Raw genomic sequence first — 19,815 nt, 5'->3', positions numbered from 1 at the left:
ATCTCCTAAGTACTCTGCATATGTTAACTCCCCCTGTTTTTAAATCACAGTCAATTAATTCCTCTACCCTTTGACCAACTAAATGTTTTGACTGTCAAATTTGATTTTTGTTTAACATTAGCACACTTGATGGCCCGCAGCCTACGGAATCGTCTGGTCAACGCTTCTGAAATTTTCATTATAAGTCTTGTATACGAATTTATCAGTATTGTTCTACATGTATTATATAATATTATAATTCCCTATCTTCAATGATCTAATCCAATAAAGTGTCACGACCTAAGCTCAATATTCCGAGAATCCAGCAAGTCATGGACTTTGATAATCCGCCACCACCCTTGGTGACTTGGCCTGACAATTATGCTTTCCCGTTGAATCTAAAAGACTTCGTTGAGAGACGCACGGTGCTCGAGGTTGTGATGGAAGATATTGCTGAAAGTGAGAGTTATTTGGTAGTAACGGGATTTACTTCTTTGGCTCATATTATTGAACTGTTTGGAGGCAAAGTAGTATTTGGGCACTTGAAGGATGTGCGGATTGTGCTGGGTTTTGAGCCGGAACTACGGGAGCGTAAGCTTTGGAAGAGTGCAGAACTCGATAAGGATGTGAAGGAGTATTGGGCAGGTCAACATTATTCTTTGTTAAACGGTGGGGTCGTAATCAAGGTGATTGAGCTGATTAAAGGCGGCCGGATCTGTTTTCGTTTATCGGATGGGCTTCATGCCAAGATCTATGTGGGCGACAAACATACAATCCTGGGTTCCGCAAATTTTAGCAAGAATGGCTTGACCTTACAGCATGAAGCCAATATCAGGATCGCGAATGATTTGTCGCAACCAAGAGAGCATAAACAATACTGCGAGATTACACAGATAGCGGAAAATTATTACAAGCTTGGCAAGCCTTACAACGATACCATTATCGAGCTACTGAAAAATTTGCTCAAGCTGGTGACGTGGCAGGAGGCACTGGCACGCGCGATCTCCGAATTGGTGGACAAACCTTGGCTAAATGATATTCCAGAGCTATATAATAAGCTGAACAACTTGAAGTTATGGCCATCACAGCGTTTAGGTTTGGGGCAGGCAATGTATATTCTGCAAACTCAGGGATGTGTACTGATCGCTGATCCAACCGGATCCGGTAAGACGAAGATGATCAGTACCTTGCAATTAGTACTGTACCATTGGTTATGGGAGACAGGTCGGCGAAATAGGTCTTACGCAGTCACGATCTGCCCACCCTTGGTCAAGGACAGCTGGCATAAAGAGTTTGTAGATATTGAATTCTCACAAAGCGGCCAGATTTCCATGGGGGCTTTAAGTTACACTAAAGGGCACAGTCACGGAACGTATGTGAAGGAAATACGTAACGCCAACATCTTGGTTGTAGATGAGGCCCATAACTTCTTGAACTTGCACTCTTTCCGGAGCATGAGCGTAGCAGAGCACACGTCAGATAATATTATTCTGGCAACCGCTACCCCGATCAATAAAAGGCCGAAGGATTTAATGCGATTGATCGAATTGTTGGGCGTAGATAACCTGGGCGACCAAGAACTGGAAGATTTCAAAGAACTAAAAAGGCAGCGGCACATTAAAAGCAATTCGCCGGAGTTCGCCGCACTTAAAACCTATATCGAAAAATTCATCGTTCGCCGGACGAAAACACAATTGAATAAGCTGATCGATCGCGAACCCGAATTGTATATTAACCGGCAAGGTAAACAATGCCGTTACCCTGAAAATTCGTCCAAGATTTACAAGACTGGGGAAACCAAAGAAGATCAGCGCATTGCCCAAGAAATTAACCGGCTTGCCGGAGAATTAAAAGGACTGATCTATTTGCAAAGTATCATGAAGCCGGATGACCTGGAAGCCAAAGACGAACAGTATCACATCGATTTGCGTTTGCGGGCAGCTAAGGCTTTATCCAAATATAATATCCAGGCCAAGATGCGTTCTTCTAAAGCAGCCTTACTCGAGCATTTGAAAGGAACGGACGCCGCTTTGGAAGAATACAAGTTCAAGTCTGGCAAGGATAAGTCCGGTAATGTGATCGCGACCATCAATAAACTCAGCGTAGCTCTGCCGAAAAATCAGTTGAAGTCTGTTTGCCCGGAATGGCTGACCGATATAACCGCCTACCAGCAAGCTTGCCTGGAAGAGATTAATATTTATGAGCAGATAGCGAAGTTGTCGATCGATCTGAGCCTCTCGCGAGAACTCAGGAAGATCAGTGAGCTGCTGAAATTATTTAAGGAACACGCTTTGGTATTAGCTTTTGACAGTACGGTACTGACACTGGACTTCCTGGATAAATTAATACGAACCTATCACCCGGATAATGGCATCGAGCACCATGTAGTTACCGGGGCCTCCACTAAAACGACTATCGCCAGTATTCTCAAAAAATTCGACCTGGGCTCGACTAGTCAGAATGTCCTGGCATTGTGCTCAGATTCCATGTCCGAAGGAGTCAACTTGCAGCAAGCCTCGGCTCTAATGTTCTTGGATATGCCCAGCGTGTTGCGTATCGCCGAGCAGCGCATCGGCCGCATTGACCGACTCGATAGCCCTCATAGTAAAGTCTACTGGCCGATGGACAGCGTTGAGTTTGCCTTGCGTTCTGACGAGCGCCTCATCAAAACTTCTTTTGATACAGAAAGTCTGATCGGCTCGAATTTCACTATTCCGGACGAGATCATGGGGCAGCATTTAGACCATGTGATCAAACCGGAAGAAATGATTAAGGCCATTAAAGAAAATAAAGACCAGGAGTATTTATGGGCGGGTGTCAAGGACGCTTTTACCAGTGTTCATGATCTGTATGAGGGTGAAGATACCTTGATCGATTTAAAAACCTATGAAGCCTGGAAGGATGTTGATGCCAGCGTAAAAGTAAAATTAAGTATCGGTCATTCAGAACGCCCTTGGATCTTCTTAGCGGTTAAAGGCACCAAAGCCATATCGCCCCGTTGGTATTTCGTCGATGCTGAGAAAAAAATATCGGTCGAACTTGGTGAGGTTTGTCAGCAATTACGGCAATACATTAATGGTACCCAGCACTGGGAAATGAAATGGTCCGAGTCTGTTCAAAATGAATTAAATCATTATATTAAACTATTATTGGATAATGAGATTAATATCCTGCCCAGTAAGCGGAAAAGAGCAATAGAAGTTGCCAAATTTATCCTGGAGAAGCAATTTAAACTTGCTGAAAAAGACCTGCCGCGGAGAAAACTGATCCGGCAGGTGCTGGAAATGTTCGAACCGCGTATCGTTAACGAAGAATATAATATTGACTATTACCATTTCTCTCAACAATGGTTGGATATTTTCACTCCAATTCTGGCTGAGAAAAAGCGAGCGCAAAAAAAGAAAGACAAAAAGGTCTTATCTCTGCTAGACCTGCGCAAAGACAAATCGGTTGCCTTGACCGATGAACTCTTGCAAAAAATATTGAATGATGCTCCACTAATCGTCAACATGTGGAGTCGGGTAGCCTCCTGTATCATCGGCTTACCTGACCTAAGCAATTAAGGCCGTAACATTTTTCGGTGAATGCGATGTTTTAATTACGCACCGCTTCTTTGTTAATCGATAATTCGGTTCAATGTCGTCAAGCATAACAACTTTTGTATTAACATTTGCGGAGAATAATTATTAGATACATTATCCGCTGTTGCAAAAAGGCTCAGTTTTGGGAAAAGAACCGTAATGCGTCGTTAAATGGCAGATTATTCCTTAAGTTTTAAGCCCTTAAATAAGTGGCTTAAAATTTCAACAGGGTCTGAATCAATTGCAAGGGCGATCAAATACAACTCGTCTGCTCTTAACCTTGCCGAGGGATTCATGGCTAATTCACTCAATCTTGATTTGCCTATTCCTGTCTTACGGGAAACCTCCGCTTTATTAACGGATTTTTTGGCAAGATAAAGACCGAACTCTGTCATGAATAACGTTTTTCTGGAATGTTTTATGAGTTTAATGTACAGATGTTTGGGAAGTCTGAATAATTTCATTTTTTATGTCCGGCTTTTCGTTACATTTGTCCTGTTTTTCTAAATATTTAAATGTGACTCCAGACGATTTATTAACTAAAAAGGACCTTGAGAATTTCAAAAACGAGCTGTTCGAAATCTTAAAACCGCTCAAAGAAGCGCAAACTCTGCAACAGCAGAAATGGCTTAGGAGTAAAGACGTGCGAAAGCTTTTAAATATATCTGCCGGCACTTTGCAGAATATGCGGATCGCCGGAACCATAAGCCATAATAAAGTCGGTAAGATCTTTTTTTATAAAGCTGAGGATATTGACAAAATGCTTTCCGGGGCTGAAAAAAAAGCCCGAAAAAGAAGTCATAAAGCCTGCGAAGTCGCAGACATTCAGTGTACTTTTTCTTCTAAGGGAACCTAAAAATAAGCAGAACGATTTATTACCCATCTACATTCGGCTGAATGTTAATGGACAGCGCGAGGAGTGGTCTACCGGTAAGAGATGCAAGCGCGAAGAATGGAATGTTCAGACCAAACGACTTACAGGGAATAAAGAGAATACCCGTATTACCAATGGCTGGCTGGATGTGCTCTACGCAAGAGCCTATTCCTGCAGGCTTGAGCTTTACACTTCGGGAAAGCCATTTCAGGCAGTGCATATCCGCAAGTTAATGCAGGGCGAGGAAATTGATCCGCCAAAAATGCTGTCAGAAGCGTGGAACTATCATACAGATCAAATAGCTGGGCTGCTGGGGAAAGATTATACTCCGGGAACACTTGCCAAATACAAGACGGTTTATAGGGTTATTAAAAAGTACGTCGCCATGAAAAATAAAGCCGACGATATTCGTTTGGACGAGATAGATTACAGGTTTGTCCGTGATTTCGAGTACTACCTTAAAACAGACTACGGCGTTAAGATTAATACTGCTATACAGATAGTCAAAAAACTGAGGACTGTTATAAAAATAGCTTATGAGATCGGATGGATAAAACGCGATCCATTCATCGCATATCGTGTAAGGCATGAAGAAGTGCATCGGGAATATCTTACCGGCAATGAGCTTAATCAGCTTGCAACAAGACGATTTAGGAAGAGCCGACTTATCATTGTAAGAGATTTATTTCTTTTCAGCTGCTACACTGGTCTTTCCTATGCAGATACAATCAAGCTGAAAAGGGCTGATATATTAAAAGGCGAAGATGGCGGACTTTGGATTCAGACCTACAGGGCGAAAAATAACAATCGCGTAAGAGTTCCTCTATTGAGCCCGGCCTTGCGTCTTGTTGAACACTATAAAGATTATCCGCGAATTCTGGATGAAGATTTTATCCTGCCTAAAATAAGCAATCAAAAGGCTAATGCCTACCTCAAAGATATAACCAACCTGATGGGCTGGACAAAACGGCTGACTTTTCATTGTGCCCGTCACACCTTCGCAACCACTGTAACGCTGACCAATGGAGTTCCGATTGAAACTGTAGGGCAGATGCTTGGGCATAAGAGTATTAATACTACCCAGTTATATGCACGCATAACCGATACCAAGGTAAGCAGGGACATGAAGCCGCTAAAGAAAAAATATATTGGCCAAGAGCTCTTTTTAACTGAAGAAGAAGTTGATTAAAATTTATTAGGTCTTTAAATTATATAGCCTAATAATATTGCTTAAAATCGCATTATTGTAATGCCTCATTTGTGGTTGTGATTGTACCCCCGGCATTTGATCTCCAGAGGCAAAGCTCATTTTGGCGCTAAAATTATTATTGTTTAATTTTGTAGCGATGACACCAAAACCTGTGAAACTTATCCGCCCTAAAGGTGAAAGGCTCGGCTGGACACCTATTGAACAAGTGAAGCATGTCACCTTAAAATCGATAACCGTATATGGTCGTAAGGTTTCAATTCGTCAGCGCCAGGAATCCCAAAATGGTGAGGCGGTTCTGGCGAAATTTCTTATCCCTTGATCTTTCGTGTTTTTCACGCCGAATACCTCGGCTAATAGAATCTCTTATGAATGGTGTTTTCGGGTTAGCTCTGTAAATAAGAGTGTAACTGTGAATCGTAAAAGTCATATGAATTTTAAACCTGGCTATCTACCGAAGATCATAGTTGTATTTTGACATCAAACAAAATTGTATTTTACTAACAAACATTTTGTACTTTTGTATCAAATGAATAAACATGATACTTCAATCTGCCTTTAATCAGGTTATCGAAACGCAAAAAGCAAACCTGACTCAAAAAGATCCTGGTCTGAAAAGAGATGCGCTGGCAACTTTGCCAGACCTGTCGGCGTTTGCATTAATTGTTTCGGGAATAAGGAGATGCGGGAAAAGTACGCTGCTCTTCCAACTACTCAAAGAGAGATATCCTGATGCATTATATCTTAATTTTGAAGATCCCCGGCTTTATGAATTCGGCCCTACCGACTTTGCCAGGCTGGATGAATCCATAAAGGCCAGCGGAAGTAGTGTGCTTTTTTTTGACGAGATCCAAATTATCCCAGAATGGGAAAGATATGCAAGGCAAAAGCTGGATGAGGATTATAAATTAGTAATAACAGGCTCTAATGCCTCTTTATTAAGCCGAGAGTTGGGAACCAGGTTAACCGGGCGGCACATCACAAAAGAGCTTTTCCCTTTTTCTTATCACGAGTTCTGTTCCTTTAAAGGATTATCTTATGATAAGTCTTCTTTATTAAGCTATTTAGAATTAGGCGGCTTTCCGGAATATTTAAAACAAGGGATACCTGAAATATTAAATCAATTATTCGAGGATATTTTGATTAGAGACATCGCAGTTCGCTATGGCATCAGGGATGTTAAAACGTTGCAACGGCTGGCATTTTATCTGCTCTCCAATGTTTCAAAGTTGATCACAGGTAACAGGCTCAAAACGCTGTTTGAGATCGGGTCTACCAGTACAGTTATGGAGTATTTGTCACACCTGGAATATTCATATCTATTACAATTCGTGCCAAAATTCAGCTATTCTTTAAGAAAACAGATCGCAAACCCAAGGAAAGTTTATGCAATAGATACCGGCCTGATCAATGTTAATTCAGGTTCTTTTACAGAAGATAATGGCAGAAAGTTCGAGAATCTGGTTTACCTGCACCTACGTCAAAAACACAGGGAGATCTATTATTTTGCTGAAAAGAATGAATGCGATTTCGTTATCGCGAATAACGGCAAATTAGTAGAGGCCGTTCAGGTTTGCTTTGAATTAAACCCTGATAATATCAACCGTGAGTTGGATGGTGTGGTCGAAGCGCTTACATTTTTTAATGCTGATGAAGGCTTTATCGTAACGCTTGATCAAACCGATCGCCTAGAGAAAAATGGTAAAGTTGTCCATGTAGTTCCGGCCCATCAATATTTATCAAAGTAATGACATCGAAAAGCATATGCATTCGTGCACATTGATTTTCGCCCCCTCTACTTGGAAAGAACTATTGGAAATTTGTTCCTTCTGCTGACGTTAAAAATACGATTCGAAGTGCAGGCTACATGCGTAAAATTTATTCGAAAATCTTATTTCTTCTATAACCGCGGAAGTCTATCCAGTTTTTGATTTAATACCTTTTCGATCGTTAGCTTAGGTAACACCCAGGTAACACAAACTTAGTTATATTGGGTTAAAAATATAATTATTTGAAGAAAATACAAGCTTATAAAGTACTGATTTATAGATAATTGATTGATATTTATAACCATGTATAATTAGAAAAATGTTGGATGGCATGCAAGAGGTCATCGGTTCGACTCCGATATTCTCCACATATTGATTATCAGGCTTTTAGATCAACTTCTAAAAGCCTGATTTTTTTTATTGTACAAAATAGGGATAAATACTTCTCTTCTAATTGTTCAGTTTAAGTATTTTGAAAAAAACGAATTCATCTGATATATAATTTTTTAGTCGATTTAGATTACTATCGGCCTCCAGCTTCCCCATTACTCTTACAAGTTGCCGTATTAGCTGGTGAAATCTCATTCTTGTAATATTGTCTATTAAATCCAATGTTCTTTATATAGTGATTGTCAGACTTAACTAAACATTAAACCTGTTTATATAAATACGAACAGACAGAACCCTTTCTGGCGCTTCCATTAGGTTTTCCGTAATGAATTACTTTTTATTCTTACCACTTAAATGAGCTTATTTAAGACTTTTTGGGCTTAAGGCTTACTCCTATTTTGTTTAAAATTGCTTATTAATTTTTATGAAAGGCAATTCTACTTTAACGAAAACTTATAGAAAGAAACATACATCTAGTTGTCCAAAATGTGGATGCTATGTGGAAAGAAGGCCGCGATCGGCCGTATTTAAGTTGTTCTTCCCTTCCATTAAAAAATATTTTTGCTTCAAGTGCATGAAAAACAGATATATAAAAGATTCTTATGCTATGGAGACTACGATGTAAAGACTGGCATTTAACGTATAACTATTTACTGTACGCAATAAAAGATAAAACCTAATGATGGTATCAACGAAATGGAGAAAAATCGATTTAAGCAAGGCTGCTCCACTTATATATCTTCGTTATTTTAAAAAACGCATTACTACTCCAAGTTTGAATGTTAGAGAGCATTTCTACATCAACGAAAAATTTGCCTCCGGAGAAGTTTTTTTTGAGAAAATTCAAGAAGGTTTTTGGATGATTGCTATTGAAATCAAAGCCAAGGAAAACACACATTATTTTTTTTCGACAAAGGACAAGATTGACTTTTACTCGGTAAATTTTTTTTCGGGGTCGCTTAATATAGGCTATCAGGATCAAAAAGATATTTATTGGGCAAAGAATTATGTGCTTCATCTTGATGGTAAGATTACTCACGATATCTATGTTAAAGCTAATACTGTTTTAAAATATAACAGGCTGATATTTACACAAACCTTTTTGAATGTTTTAATAGGTAATGATCAACACATATCATTGGTGACGCATGAATGTAGCGGGGACGTTATAAATAGAGCAGCGGCAAAATCGGAAATTTTTCTTCAGAACCGACTATTCAACGTTTTGCGTAACGAACGCAATGACAACCATTACCGGGCATCACTTTTTAGTATAGTATACGGCCTGGCAACGTCTTTTATAAAAAATTCATCACCCCAAAAAAAAATTGCAGATGAAAGTTCTGCTAAAAAGAATAATCCCACCATGTTCAAAGCAGCTATGATACTTGAAGCTCATCTATCAGATGGATTTCCTGGAATTTCTAAAATTGCTTCAGACTGTAACATCTCCATGTCAAAACTTAAAAGAGATTTTAAGAAAACCTTTGGAATTACACCTCTTTACTATTTCCGCAATCTTCAGATTGCATACTCAATGGACTCTTTTAAAGTTCCAGACAAAACAGTTAAAGAAGTAGCGTTTGATTTTGGATTTAAAAAAAGTAGCTCGTTTTCAAATTGGTATAAAAAATTAAATGGCATGGCATCACCAAAGTTTTATGAACGGGGTAATTAATGAAACAATTTGTGTTGGCATAATTGATGACGACGCCTTTTATACCGCTATAATGATTAAGCAATTAGAACGGGCGGATATAAAAGTTCAATTTAATGCCTTAGATGGATTTTGTGGAATAGCAATATTACAGTCAACGTTAATACTCCCCAATGTGGTAATAATAGATTTGGAAATGCCTTTGATGAATGGTTTTGATGTTGTGAAAAATTTGAAACAAGCATGGCCCTGGTTGCAAATTATTGCTCATTCTTCAATAACCAGTGAGGCTGTACATAAGCAGGTTATTGCTGATGGTGCAGACATATTTGTTTTGAAGGATGGAGACGGGTTGAAACTAATCAAAGCAATTAAAAAACTGGCAATTTTATAAGATAAATAACTATGCCCGTCAGGAACTGCAAATATGAATATGCGATTCAATTTATTTTTGGCGCATTAATATTCATTGCCATACTTTATAAAATAACGGAGATAGTAGTTCGTGTCTTTAATCTGGTATATAAGTGGTAAATTTTGGCTACAATAAAAAATGTTGTTCAAACCAGTAAAGAATGTACCTTTTACAAATCCTCGAGCCAGGTCTTTTATATTCGCCACAGACGCCCATTAAAAATGGGCTTTTTTTATTTAAAAGCTTTATAAATCAATCTTCAGTGTCAGCTTAGCCCCATACTTTGACACGCCGGGATGATCCAGGTAGTTAAATCGCTCTATCCCGTCTATTCTTAACAGCTTGAAGATGTTGCCAATACCCACACCCATTTCCATATAAGGGGTATTACCTAAGGCGTAGGTACCCGACGCCCCCGCTGATGGTACCGGAAAGTTATAAAGGCCACTGCTCAAAGCCGGATTATTTTCGGCACGTAAACCACCATATAATACTTTAAAAGAGAAAAACTCGCGCCATTTTAGTCGCGAAATCAATGGCACTTTGTTCAGGAAAAAGCCATTAAAACTTTGGGTGATATTAAATCCTGCGTAATGGTCGCTTACAAACTCCAGGTAATGCATTTGGTTATAAGCATTAGGATCATAAACGATAGACTGGTTTGCCGGACTGATGTTTAATAACGGGTACGGTACCTTGCCTAAGATGTCTCCCCCAAATAAAGTAACATCAGCAAACCCCAGTTGTGACATGAAGACACGCTTATATATTGTACCGGTAAGGGAGGTATAACTGTTTGTTCCGTTTAATAAACCGTTAACACCTTGATTTATTAAAAGCGTAAAAATCGGGTATTTGTACCTTATGGTTTTACGGTCAAAGCTTTCCTGATAAATTTGCTCATGCGGCGCATAACGCATCGATAAAGAGAACACGGTGGTGCCGATATGATTTATTACCGTTTGTTGCGGGTTGTTCATTACATATTTTAAAGCGCCGGCTGCCTGCTGATCCTTGGTGAACATCCCGATATCAAACGAAAAATGATTTTCAAACTCTTTAACATAGTCTACTCTTAACAAATGTGTATAAAAGTAGTATCTGCTTGAACCTGTTTGCACAGACGAAATTGGTGTATGAAAATTACGGTTTGCATCGTCGCCTCCCGGTAAACTGATATCATACTGCTGACTCAATTTTATATAGTTATTAGGATATCTGTAAGGAGCCGTTTTATTGAAGGAATAATAAACAGTAGCCTCATGCTTTAACTGGTTATCGCGTGTGCCCTCAGCAAGATAACCATCAGCATAAATGGTCTTGTTAAATTGCGGCGTCGTGCGTCCCCCAATTCCATAACGAAAACCTTCCAGCGGGCTATATGAAGCAAGCTGGCCTAAATTAAGCTGAAAAGGCCCTAAATCAGCAAAACCGTTAGTTATTGCTGATGCTAGCCAGGTAGCACGTTTAAAAGATTTCATTTTTTCCAAATGGCCAACCTTTCGGTAAAAACGAGCATCATTGTCCGGTAGCGTATCTGGCCGGCTCTGGGACCAATAATCGTTACCAGCATGATCAAAGCCCGGCAAAACTTGTTCTTCCTTACCGTTATAAAACCCGGCATCCAGTGGTTTATCAACCAGATAGTTTGAATAGTAGATAACCCGGTTACCCTTTAAAGTAAATCCTTTGTTTTTTAAAATCCCAAAATCAACCTTCGCATCACTTTTTACCAGAAAGTAGCGCCCCGACTGCTGCTTTTCAAAATCTAAATCAACCTTAAGGCTACGCAAAAAATTCACGTTAATGCGGTCGTCTACATTAAGTTCGCAGGCAGTTACAGCGTACGATCCGTTTAGCGTAACCATTAAATGTCCCTCAAATAACAGGTCGCCTTTATTGCGGGGCGTAAAGCTTAGCTCTACCACGGTATCAGTAGCTGTGCGGATAGTATCCCTGATATAAAACCGGTAAAAATCAGGCGCATGATCTGCTATCGGGCTAAGCAACTGATGTTTAACAATATAGATGTTATTGTCATAGATATCTACCTTGTCTCCATATAGGCGGTTTACATAGATGTTGATGGCCGATGTATCAATAAATTTGATGATATTACTTTCTTTCTGAGCCTCTAAAACGCTGATGCTTTTTTCGGGATTTTTGCGCGAATATTTACGGTACCGTTTTTCAGCCAGATATACCTCTGCAGATAATTTACCGTCCACCGTATCCAGCATAAAGCGGTAGGGCCTGAACAAAAAGTTATTTACCAGTACCGGCGGTATATTGAACATATTTAAGCCAACCCGCTCATATTGGTCATATTGAACATAATTGTTGCTTTGCGGACGATTAGCATCTTTATGAGCAATCACCTTCTCAATAAGTTCAACAGCTGGGTTACCCTTATTGCGATAACGTTTGTGCGCTCTAATAGATACTTCGTTAAGCTGTGTGAGGCTTTTTACCAACCTAAGCTCTATTTTGTTTTCAACGCCCGGATTAATACGCTGTACATATTGCTCATAACCCATTGCCGTAACAACTATGTGCGAATATGCTCCCTGTCCGGTTAAGCTAAACTTACCCAGGCTATCGGTGCGGGTTCCGATATGCGTATTTAGAAAAACTATACTACATGACGACAACGGATGCCCGGTGGCTGCATCGCTAACCTTACCGCTAACCACAGTTTGCTGTGCAAAACAAAAATGCGGCAGCAGCAGGCAAAAACAGCTTAACAAAAATATCCGGCTAAAAATTATTTGCTTAGTCACCAATATTAATAAATCAACAATTGTAACGTAATGGGCGGGCCATAGTTTGTATTTAGTTCAAAATAAAGTCAGATTCTGTTCAAATTCTGAAACTGTGGCAAAAATACCGGCCGGGCATTACAATAGTACTTGGCATTGAGCTAATCAAAGTACCATTTTACAGCCGCGCCACCTGCATTCTTCTGGCATTACTGTTCGCCATGAATATAATATTCTGAAGTGAAAATTCACGGATTGGAAATAAATTAAAATAGTTTGTTTTAAATGCCCGGCCCGCCGCCAAGCTCCGGGAGGTGGGAAGTATCATGGAATTTACTCGGGGTAACGCCCGGCGCTCCCGAACCGGCCGGCAAATTTGTATGGGCGGAGCCTGAATGTCAACAGTAAAAATGAGCAAAGGACGCACGGCCCTTTGCTGCATCGCTAATTAATTGAAAAGGAATCGGTATCAACTCTCTTTTTACTGATCCTTTTCCACGCTGCCAGCCAAAAGGCGACAACAATACAAACCACAAGTGCCATCAATGCGAGCACATTTTTCAATACGTTAATCATCATGCGGTAAATGATGAAACAAAAAAGGCGATTAAACCTCAGCTTCAAAAATGCGATAGACCAAATAGCTGAAAGAATAGACGAGATTGCCGAATGTATCGATGGTAAATTACCTGACCTCAACAATGGGTATGCAGCAAGTGTCTGTGTTGTTTATATACCAACAAACAACTATTAAAAATAATTTAGGTTTGGGTTAACTTTTTTAAACCAACTACGTAAACAAATGTTAATAACTTTTGATTTTCAACAAAATAATATTTATATTGCTTCTAAATTCCAAGGCCATGAAAGTAACAACACTACTAAATATAATCCTGATTGTGCTGACAGCAGTAATAACAGCCGATATTATTCTGACCACCAATGCCGCCAGCAAGGTTGATTATACCGGCCTTATAGCACCTGTAACTGCGTGGTTAAGTTTGTTCCTGATCAGAATCATATACGCCAGTCGCCAGAAAACATTGGAGCAGCTGCAGTCTGTTAGAGTAAATAAGTTTTAGGCTTTTCCGCTAGTTAAATAAAAAAGGAGGCTCCTGAAATATCAGGAGCCTCCTTTTTTATTCCCGTTACTTAAAGTAAAAGGTGACGATTATGTTATTGTCGGGCTTTACTCAAGCAAGTTCAATAATGCGTGCGCGACGCAGGATATGGGCGAGAATAAGCATGCTGATATAACCCCAAACAACATTGTTGAGTATGAACTCAAAACTTAGACCCCGCCAAAATATCTGAAACAGACCCGAAAATACCAGCGCTGTGCCTAAAGTGTAACCCCCAAATAACCACTCGGCTTTTTGTGAGATGCTTTGTGCGGCCACGCCATATAAAAAAAGAAATACAAATACGCCCAAACCGCCCCAGGACAGATAGGCGTCAACTATAAAAGCCGGTTTGGCAGATACTGTTGAAAACGGGTTTATAACGCCCGAATCATATACTCTTTTCATAACCAGCTGTTCTGTTACCGGTTTTGACGGCCAGAATATCCGTGGCACCAATACGGTTATTGATTGCTCAACTAGTGCAAGGTGATAATATCCAATTTTCTCGGGCGTGCTTTCTATATATCCCGAAAACATATCAATTTCACTTAGCCTGTTCACCAGGAAATACCAGGTGCCCTCGTCGGCATTTGCCCCCTGGTTAATAGCTGCATCAAGCGCCTCTGAAGTAGCATCACTAGCATTCTGGCCCCCGCCCCAGCTATTTTGCCTGATGACGCTAACATAAGTAGGTAACACTAAAAAAAGCAACAGCATTACGGGTATAAAAATCAGTAGAACAATCCGCTTATAAACCGGATAAAGAAACAGCCCCAGTACCATTACGCTCAGAATTATAGGCTCCTTGAAACCTGATACCATGGCCGAATAAAAATTAAGCGCATAAAATATAAAGCATACAATGATATTTAACACTTTTTTTTGCGGGATAGCAAAGGCTAAACCCAATGCCGACGCCATAAAGCTTAACGAACTGAATTGATTAGCAAACTGAGCCAGTCCATCAATTTTTAAAAATATTACAGACATCGGAAATGACAAGATGGTAGCGTAATACAACATCTTTGATAATTTTTCAGGCTGCACTTTATATTTTGGTTGTTGGGGATATCGCATAACCATCAAAATACCCGATATCATAGCAGCATGTCCCAGGCAATAATATCGCTGGCATTTTGCAGCCAGTTCCAACTTGTATGGGTCTGGCAGAAAAAAAGGTGTAGACTCAAAATTATTGTAACCTAACAGCGACATGAAATAAAAAATCGAGGTGCAACACATGTATCCGGCAAAAATAATCTGCACCAAAATAACCGGCCGCATTATCTGGTTGGCAAAGCTGCGATCATCAGGCAGAGGCACTATTTGCCCCGTAAGCGTCATAAAAAATATAAAAAATGATCCTGACCAGGCTATAAAATAGGATACAGTAGGTTGGCTGGCAAAAATCAGCGAAATGATCCAGGGTAAGTAGAGCAGGATAAATTTCTCAAATACAAAATTGCGATTCATTTATTATTGCCCTGTTAATCTATCTTCAATTGCTTTGGCTATGGCATTAAAATTCCACGGCTTTATAATTTCTGCCGACTGCAATCCCATTTTTTGTAAAGCCTCTCTGGTGGTAGTTAATGCCTGTAAAGCATTGGTCAGCTCATTAACTGAGCCGCTTTTAAAAATTTTACCATTAATGCCGTCCCTAACCAAATCAGCAGCACAACCCACCAGGTTTGATACCAACACGGCCTTACCTGCCGCCATAGCTTCATTAACGGAAAGCCCCCAGGTTTCGCCCGGGCCGGCCGATGGCAAACAAAAAAGATCAGCCGCCTGGTAAATTACCGGCATAACAGACTGGTTTTGAAAATCCATAAAGTGGATATTGACAATGCCGCTAGCTTTATTCTTCAATTCGTTTTCAAGTTCACCGTTTCCGACAAACAGCAAATGCACACCGGCTTTTGTCATCTTTTTAAAAGCCTCCATTAACAGTAACGGATTTTTCTTTGGTTCAAATTTACCCGCAAACAGAATCAAAATATCTTCGTCCACTAAATTAAATCTGTTTCGCAGATCAAGTATTTCCTGGTCGCGCCGGGCAGAAAATTTTTCATTATCTACGGCGTGCGGTGCAAATATTAATTGCCTATCATCCAAGCCATAAGCTTTATAATAGGCTCTGTTATTAATTCCTACATAAAATGCGCAATCTACATTACTGTAAACGCGTTTTAAAAATACTTTTTTAACGGCCGATTTTATCCCTGCCAATTTATCGAGCAAAGTCGAGTCGCCCCTGAAAAATACCGGCACCTTTCCGCTAAAATAGCGCATTGCAGACAAGTGCCCTTTGTATGCCCACCCAAACACCAAAACGGCGTCGGGGTTCCAATTCTCTACTTGTTTATTAAGATAGGGGGTAATGATGCCTTTATAATGATGCGATCCCGGATTTGCGGAGGTATTCTGAACCCACTCAAACGAATACCCTTCAAGCAAAGGCATATCCCATTGTATCGTTTGCTGAAACCCAGGGTCATAATTATGCAACGATGCTTCCCCCCAGGTATAAAATACTTTGATAGCTATTTGCCCACGTTGATGCAACAACTTAAATATCGGTGCATAATATTGAATAGGGTGAGTGGTGATAATAGCTAGTCTCTTCATTTATTTTGACCCGCTTTAATAACCCGGTCAAAAAGCCGGCATTGTAACACCGCCATATTTTGTGCCGAATATTTTTCAATCGCTTCACCATTATAAGTTCGTATGGCTGATTTGACTGCCGCGACATCCCTCAAAAAATCCATCACCGCCGCCGCCGAGGCCTCGGTAAATGAATAAGCGTCCTTTACGCCATATTCGTTTAACACTTTTAATGCGGGGCTGCCCTCAGCAAAGATTGCCAGCAACGGTTTTGATGCCAGCAAATAAGGGTAAATTTTTGAGGCTGTATACCCCGGAGAATCAGAACCGGGAATAAAAAGGCCGTCAGCTAAATTCAACGTAGCAAGCGTATGATAGTAGCTGATCCGATCAGTTTGTTCAATAACGTATTCGGTTATTCCAAAAGAATCGGCAAGAGGTTGTATGGTAGGTATTCCCTGTCCGTTTGGCGCATAACTTGTCCCTATAAAATGTAAGCGCAGCTGGCTGAAAAGCCGGTGGTTGGCTTGCAATCCCTGCTTAAAACCTTCAAATAGTTTGGTTAGTGCGGCTTGCATATCATTGCCACCCCTGCCTATGTACATTATGTTTTTATAAGACGGATTTAATAGTGCGGGAAATTCGGCAGCATGTTTTACGGCGATATCCATATCGGGCGCAAAAGCGCCAAAAGTTATAGTTGCGGATGGAACATTGCCTATTTCAGGATAACGCTGCCTTAAATCTTCAATGTATGTATCAGAAACGCTTACCAAACCGTCAACGTTTTTCATAGCGCGGGGTTCAAGCCATTTATTAAGGCGATAGGAGAACCAATATTTTTTGGGCCTTTGCGATTTAGGTTTGCCCTGGTAGTAATCGGTGTGCCATGGATCCTGGACATCAATTACATATGGCACCCCAAAACGTTTTTTCCAATAAGCGCCTAAAACACAAAGTGGATATTGCGTAGTCGAAAAATAAATAAGATCGAACTTTTGCCGGCTAAGCAGACCATTTACATACTTTTTATAATATTGAAACGAGCGCAGGGCAATGCTGCCTAACCCAATTTTTGAAGTAAATTGCGCGTTAAGCGCATCGACGTAATGAATAGTTACAAACGGAGGAATAGCTTCATTTAATAAAATATCCACCGGCATGTTTGAGAATTTGGGATAGACGGCAACCACTTCAACGCTGTAACCCAAATCATGAAAATAGGGTAAACTCATACGCACACGTTGCATATCGGCAGCGTTAGTTGGCGGGAAATATGGCGAAATAATGAGCAGTCTCTTCAAGCAGATCTTATTCCAAATTTTTTCAGTAATCGCCGTTTTAAACTGGCTTGTTTTATCTCTTCGCGGGCATCAGCCCAGTTAACCATGCTATCGTTTATATCATAATACCCGCGTTGAGCATCAGGAACGTTGCCCGTTTCAATACATTGAATAAGCGACGGCAGTTTTTGGAAAAACTCTTCATTTCTGAAAGGCGGGTGCAGCGACCATATGCCCGCCCCCATTCCTAAAAAGTCTACCCGCTTTAACCCCTTCTTCCGCATAATATCAGTTATGGTATCCTCAGGCAATTCGAATACCGGACGTGAACGCAATAAGGCACGATATAACAGCGGCCACCTGGCTATTTTTACAGGCAGAGGGCATATCCTGTTTTTAAACGACACTTTATTGATTAAAAACAACCTGGTGCTGAAAGAATTGAAATATACCTTTCTTAGCGAAGAGCTATCTGCGGTTCCGGGCTGGTCAAGCAGCCGGCCATCGGCAGTTGGAGGCCCGGGAAACGGACTGCACGTAAACACATCAGGTTCAGTTTTCAACAACTCTATGGCCTCCCTAACCCAATTTGGATCGGCGCCACCAAAGAAGATATCTGAGTCGATATGAAAAACATAATCATGCGCGGCGTGGTACAGGCCATAAAAATAGGAGTAGAATGGCCCGTAGCGGTGTGTTTTATCAGGTACGCGTTTGTTATTAAAATAGGCCGCACTTATCTCTTTTTTTGCCGCGGGCGAGTAGTCCACTTCCAGTAAGCGTATTTTTGGGTAATGGCTCAGGTTTTGACTAATTAGCGCAATAACTTTAGCTGTATCTTTATCATACGCGTCGCTCTCATAACCGTGGCGGTCATAAACCAGTAAAACTTCATCAACCTGGTCATGCCACATTTTTAATTGATGCGGCAACAGGTAAGGTAAAAAGCGTGCATCGCGTGGCGAAAGGCTTACTCTTAATGTTACTTTTTCTCTATCCATTTAGCGCCGCTGAAACAAGATCCAATAAAATAACTTTTTGTTTGTCCCAGCACAGCTCATTGGCTGCTGTTACAGCTTGTTGCCTGTATACCTGCAAAGTTTGTTCGCCTGTCAATAGTTCTTGTATTTGCGTTTTTGAGCGTTCCGGATCATCGTAATCTATTAATATGCCCCCACCGTAATTTTTAATAATTTCTGACTGCCCTTGTGTATTTGTAGCAATTACCGGCAAACCCGAAAGCATATATTGAAACAACTTATTAGTTACAGTCAATGAACGACTTAATGGCTCTTTGAGCTCAAGCGCCAGGCCTATATCAAATTGCGAGATCAACTTTGGCAATTGAACCGATTCAACTAACGGGTAAAAATTTAGTGGGTGCACCGATAAATTCTGAAGTTGATTTTTATAATGTGCATTAACCAAATTACCCAGCAAATTAACCTCAAGGTCAACATTTAAATCATTTAACAAGTCAAAAAACTGCTCCAGGCCGCGGCCCGGCCCTGTTGTTTGCGAAAACCAAAATAGCTGTAAAGGTTTTTTAAATTCTTTAGTCCTGTTCAGTATTTCGGTTTTTTTATTAAACACATTATAGATACAAACAGGCACAGGGACGTTATAAGTGCCGGCCATTTCCCTGGCCATTACATGCGAGGTTGTGATGCAAAAGACGCCATTTTTTAACCCGTATTTTTCAAGCTGACGAAGCAAGCGTAGTGGCCTATAAGATCTCGCATCTGAAAGCAGATCTTCAGAATACCAATCTTCAAAATCAAAGGCTACCTTTTTTTTGATTTTTAACAACTGAACGCCGCAATACAGTCCCATTTCCTGATGAGCCATGTATAGATCGGCCTTTTGTTTTATGGCAATGTTTTTATATTTCCATGATGCGTATCCTAAGGCCAGGGGCGTCTGTATATTAAATTCTTTAACCAGTATCCGTCCTATCTTATACATTAATCGGACGACGACAGAGCTGGCATATTTATCCTGTAAACGTATTGCTGAGATAAGCTTAATAGGGTAACCGCTTAATAAACGCGCATCTTCATCGCTAAGCTGTTTGCTGTAACTGCTGTTAATTATGGTAACGCGATAGTTATGATCAGCCAGCAAAACAGCCTCCTTTAACACTCTTGGGTTACGACATAAATGCGAC

15 protein-coding genes are annotated in these 19,815 nt (G+C 40.4%); 8 read left to right on the top strand and 7 right to left on the bottom strand.

Features of this window, described 5'->3' with window-relative positions:
- The first annotated feature begins 311 nt into the window (after positions 1-311).
- Positions 312-3,542 (top strand): SNF2-related protein, encoded by a 3,231-nt coding sequence (locus ACFS5N_RS13425; protein WP_377186301.1) that lies wholly within the window; start codon positions 312-314, stop codon positions 3,540-3,542.
- Between the two features lie 197 nt (positions 3,543-3,739).
- Here the strand turns inward: ACFS5N_RS13425 and ACFS5N_RS13420 are convergent, their stop codons facing one another.
- A complete protein-coding gene (locus ACFS5N_RS13420) occupies positions 3,740-3,955 on the bottom strand; it encodes a helix-turn-helix domain-containing protein (RefSeq protein ID WP_377186298.1) in 216 nt (71 codons plus the stop codon).
- A 74-nt stretch (positions 3,956-4,029) separates the two neighbouring features.
- Here ACFS5N_RS13420 and ACFS5N_RS13415 point away from each other — a divergent pair, with 74 nt between their 5' ends.
- The 6 genes from ACFS5N_RS13415 (at position 4,030) to ACFS5N_RS13390 (ending at position 9,851) form a co-directional block, all read left to right on the top strand.
- Positions 4,030-4,416 carry a helix-turn-helix domain-containing protein gene (locus ACFS5N_RS13415; protein WP_377186295.1) on the top strand — a complete coding sequence of 129 codons (387 nt, stop codon included), beginning with the start codon at positions 4,030-4,032 and terminating at the stop codon, positions 4,414-4,416.
- The gene (locus tag ACFS5N_RS13410; protein ID WP_377186292.1) at positions 4,313-5,623 is read left to right on the top strand and encodes a site-specific integrase; all 1,311 of its coding nucleotides are present in this window, start codon (positions 4,313-4,315) and stop codon (positions 5,621-5,623) included. The genes ACFS5N_RS13415 and ACFS5N_RS13410 overlap by 104 nt, the downstream gene beginning before the upstream one ends.
- 121 nt (positions 5,624-5,744) lie before the next feature.
- Positions 5,745-5,963, top strand: a complete 219-nt coding sequence (locus ACFS5N_RS13405) for a hypothetical protein (protein ID WP_377186289.1) — start codon at positions 5,745-5,747, stop codon at positions 5,961-5,963.
- Between the two features lie 217 nt (positions 5,964-6,180).
- Entirely contained in the window at positions 6,181-7,389 is a 1,209-nt protein-coding gene (locus ACFS5N_RS13400; RefSeq protein WP_377186286.1) for an ATP-binding protein, read from the top strand.
- Positions 7,390-8,479: 1,090 nt separating this feature from the next.
- Positions 8,480-9,478, top strand: a complete 999-nt coding sequence (locus tag ACFS5N_RS13395) for a helix-turn-helix domain-containing protein (RefSeq protein WP_377186283.1) — start codon at positions 8,480-8,482, stop codon at positions 9,476-9,478.
- Entirely contained in the window at positions 9,462-9,851 is a 390-nt protein-coding gene (locus ACFS5N_RS13390; RefSeq protein ID WP_377186280.1) for a response regulator, read from the top strand. The genes ACFS5N_RS13395 and ACFS5N_RS13390 overlap by 17 nt, the downstream gene beginning before the upstream one ends.
- A 266-nt stretch (positions 9,852-10,117) precedes the next feature.
- Here ACFS5N_RS13390 and ACFS5N_RS13385 read toward each other — a convergent pair whose 3' ends face one another.
- A complete protein-coding gene (locus ACFS5N_RS13385; protein WP_377186277.1) occupies positions 10,118-12,652 on the bottom strand; it encodes a DUF5686 and carboxypeptidase-like regulatory domain-containing protein in 2,535 nt (844 codons plus the stop codon).
- Positions 12,653-13,494: 842 nt separating this feature from the next.
- Here ACFS5N_RS13385 and ACFS5N_RS13380 point away from each other — a divergent pair.
- The gene (locus ACFS5N_RS13380) at positions 13,495-13,713 is read left to right on the top strand and encodes a hypothetical protein (RefSeq protein ID WP_377186274.1); all 219 of its coding nucleotides are present in this window, start codon (positions 13,495-13,497) and stop codon (positions 13,711-13,713) included.
- A 111-nt stretch (positions 13,714-13,824) separates the two neighbouring features.
- Here ACFS5N_RS13380 and ACFS5N_RS13375 read toward each other — a convergent pair whose 3' ends face one another.
- The 5 genes from ACFS5N_RS13375 to ACFS5N_RS13355 are packed head-to-tail and all read right to left on the bottom strand — an operon-like array spanning position 13,825 to position 19,790.
- A complete protein-coding gene (locus ACFS5N_RS13375; RefSeq protein ID WP_377186271.1) occupies positions 13,825-15,228 on the bottom strand; it encodes an exosortase Y-associated Wzy-like protein in 1,404 nt (467 codons plus the stop codon).
- A 3-nt stretch (positions 15,229-15,231) separates the two neighbouring features.
- A complete protein-coding gene (locus ACFS5N_RS13370) occupies positions 15,232-16,386 on the bottom strand; it encodes a glycosyltransferase family 4 protein (protein ID WP_377186268.1) in 1,155 nt (384 codons plus the stop codon).
- Positions 16,383-17,669, bottom strand: a complete 1,287-nt coding sequence (locus tag ACFS5N_RS13365) for a glycosyltransferase (RefSeq protein WP_377186265.1) — start codon at positions 17,667-17,669, stop codon at positions 16,383-16,385. The genes ACFS5N_RS13370 and ACFS5N_RS13365 overlap by 4 nt, the downstream gene beginning before the upstream one ends.
- Entirely contained in the window at positions 17,666-18,649 is a 984-nt protein-coding gene (locus ACFS5N_RS13360) for a hypothetical protein (protein ID WP_377186262.1), read from the bottom strand. The genes ACFS5N_RS13365 and ACFS5N_RS13360 overlap by 4 nt, the downstream gene beginning before the upstream one ends.
- Positions 18,642-19,790: a glycosyltransferase gene (locus ACFS5N_RS13355; protein WP_377186259.1), complete on the bottom strand. Its 1,149-nt coding sequence runs from the start codon at positions 19,788-19,790 to the stop codon at positions 18,642-18,644. Before ACFS5N_RS13355 ends, ACFS5N_RS13360 begins: the two co-directional genes overlap by 8 nt.
- Positions 19,791-19,815 lie beyond the last annotated feature (25 nt).

The organism is Mucilaginibacter ximonensis (genome assembly GCF_042686265.1).
Classification (GTDB): Bacteria; Bacteroidota; Bacteroidia; order Sphingobacteriales; family Sphingobacteriaceae; genus Mucilaginibacter; species Mucilaginibacter ximonensis.
The sequence above is the reverse complement of the archived record's forward strand: the minus strand, read 5'-3'. Positions and strand labels throughout refer to the sequence as shown.

Excerpts from the sequence above, each read along its gene's own strand:
- ACFS5N_RS13425 (WP_377186301.1), top strand. The coding sequence starts at position 312 with ATGGACTTTGATAATCCGCCACCACCCTTGGTGACTTGGCCTGACAAT.
- ACFS5N_RS13420 (WP_377186298.1), bottom strand. The coding sequence starts at position 3,955 with ATGACAGAGTTCGGTCTTTATCTTGCCAAAAAATCCGTTAATAAAGCG.
- ACFS5N_RS13415 (WP_377186295.1), top strand. The coding sequence starts at position 4,030 with ATGTCCGGCTTTTCGTTACATTTGTCCTGTTTTTCTAAATATTTAAAT.
- ACFS5N_RS13400 (WP_377186286.1), top strand. The coding sequence starts at position 6,181 with ATGATACTTCAATCTGCCTTTAATCAGGTTATCGAAACGCAAAAAGCA.
- ACFS5N_RS13395 (WP_377186283.1), top strand. The coding sequence starts at position 8,480 with ATGATGGTATCAACGAAATGGAGAAAAATCGATTTAAGCAAGGCTGCT.
- ACFS5N_RS13390 (WP_377186280.1), top strand. The coding sequence starts at position 9,462 with ATGAACGGGGTAATTAATGAAACAATTTGTGTTGGCATAATTGATGAC.
- ACFS5N_RS13380 (WP_377186274.1), top strand. The coding sequence starts at position 13,495 with ATGAAAGTAACAACACTACTAAATATAATCCTGATTGTGCTGACAGCA.
- ACFS5N_RS13375 (WP_377186271.1), bottom strand. The coding sequence starts at position 15,228 with ATGAATCGCAATTTTGTATTTGAGAAATTTATCCTGCTCTACTTACCC.
- ACFS5N_RS13370 (WP_377186268.1), bottom strand. The coding sequence starts at position 16,386 with ATGAAGAGACTAGCTATTATCACCACTCACCCTATTCAATATTATGCA.
- ACFS5N_RS13360 (WP_377186262.1), bottom strand. The coding sequence starts at position 18,649 with ATGGATAGAGAAAAAGTAACATTAAGAGTAAGCCTTTCGCCACGCGAT.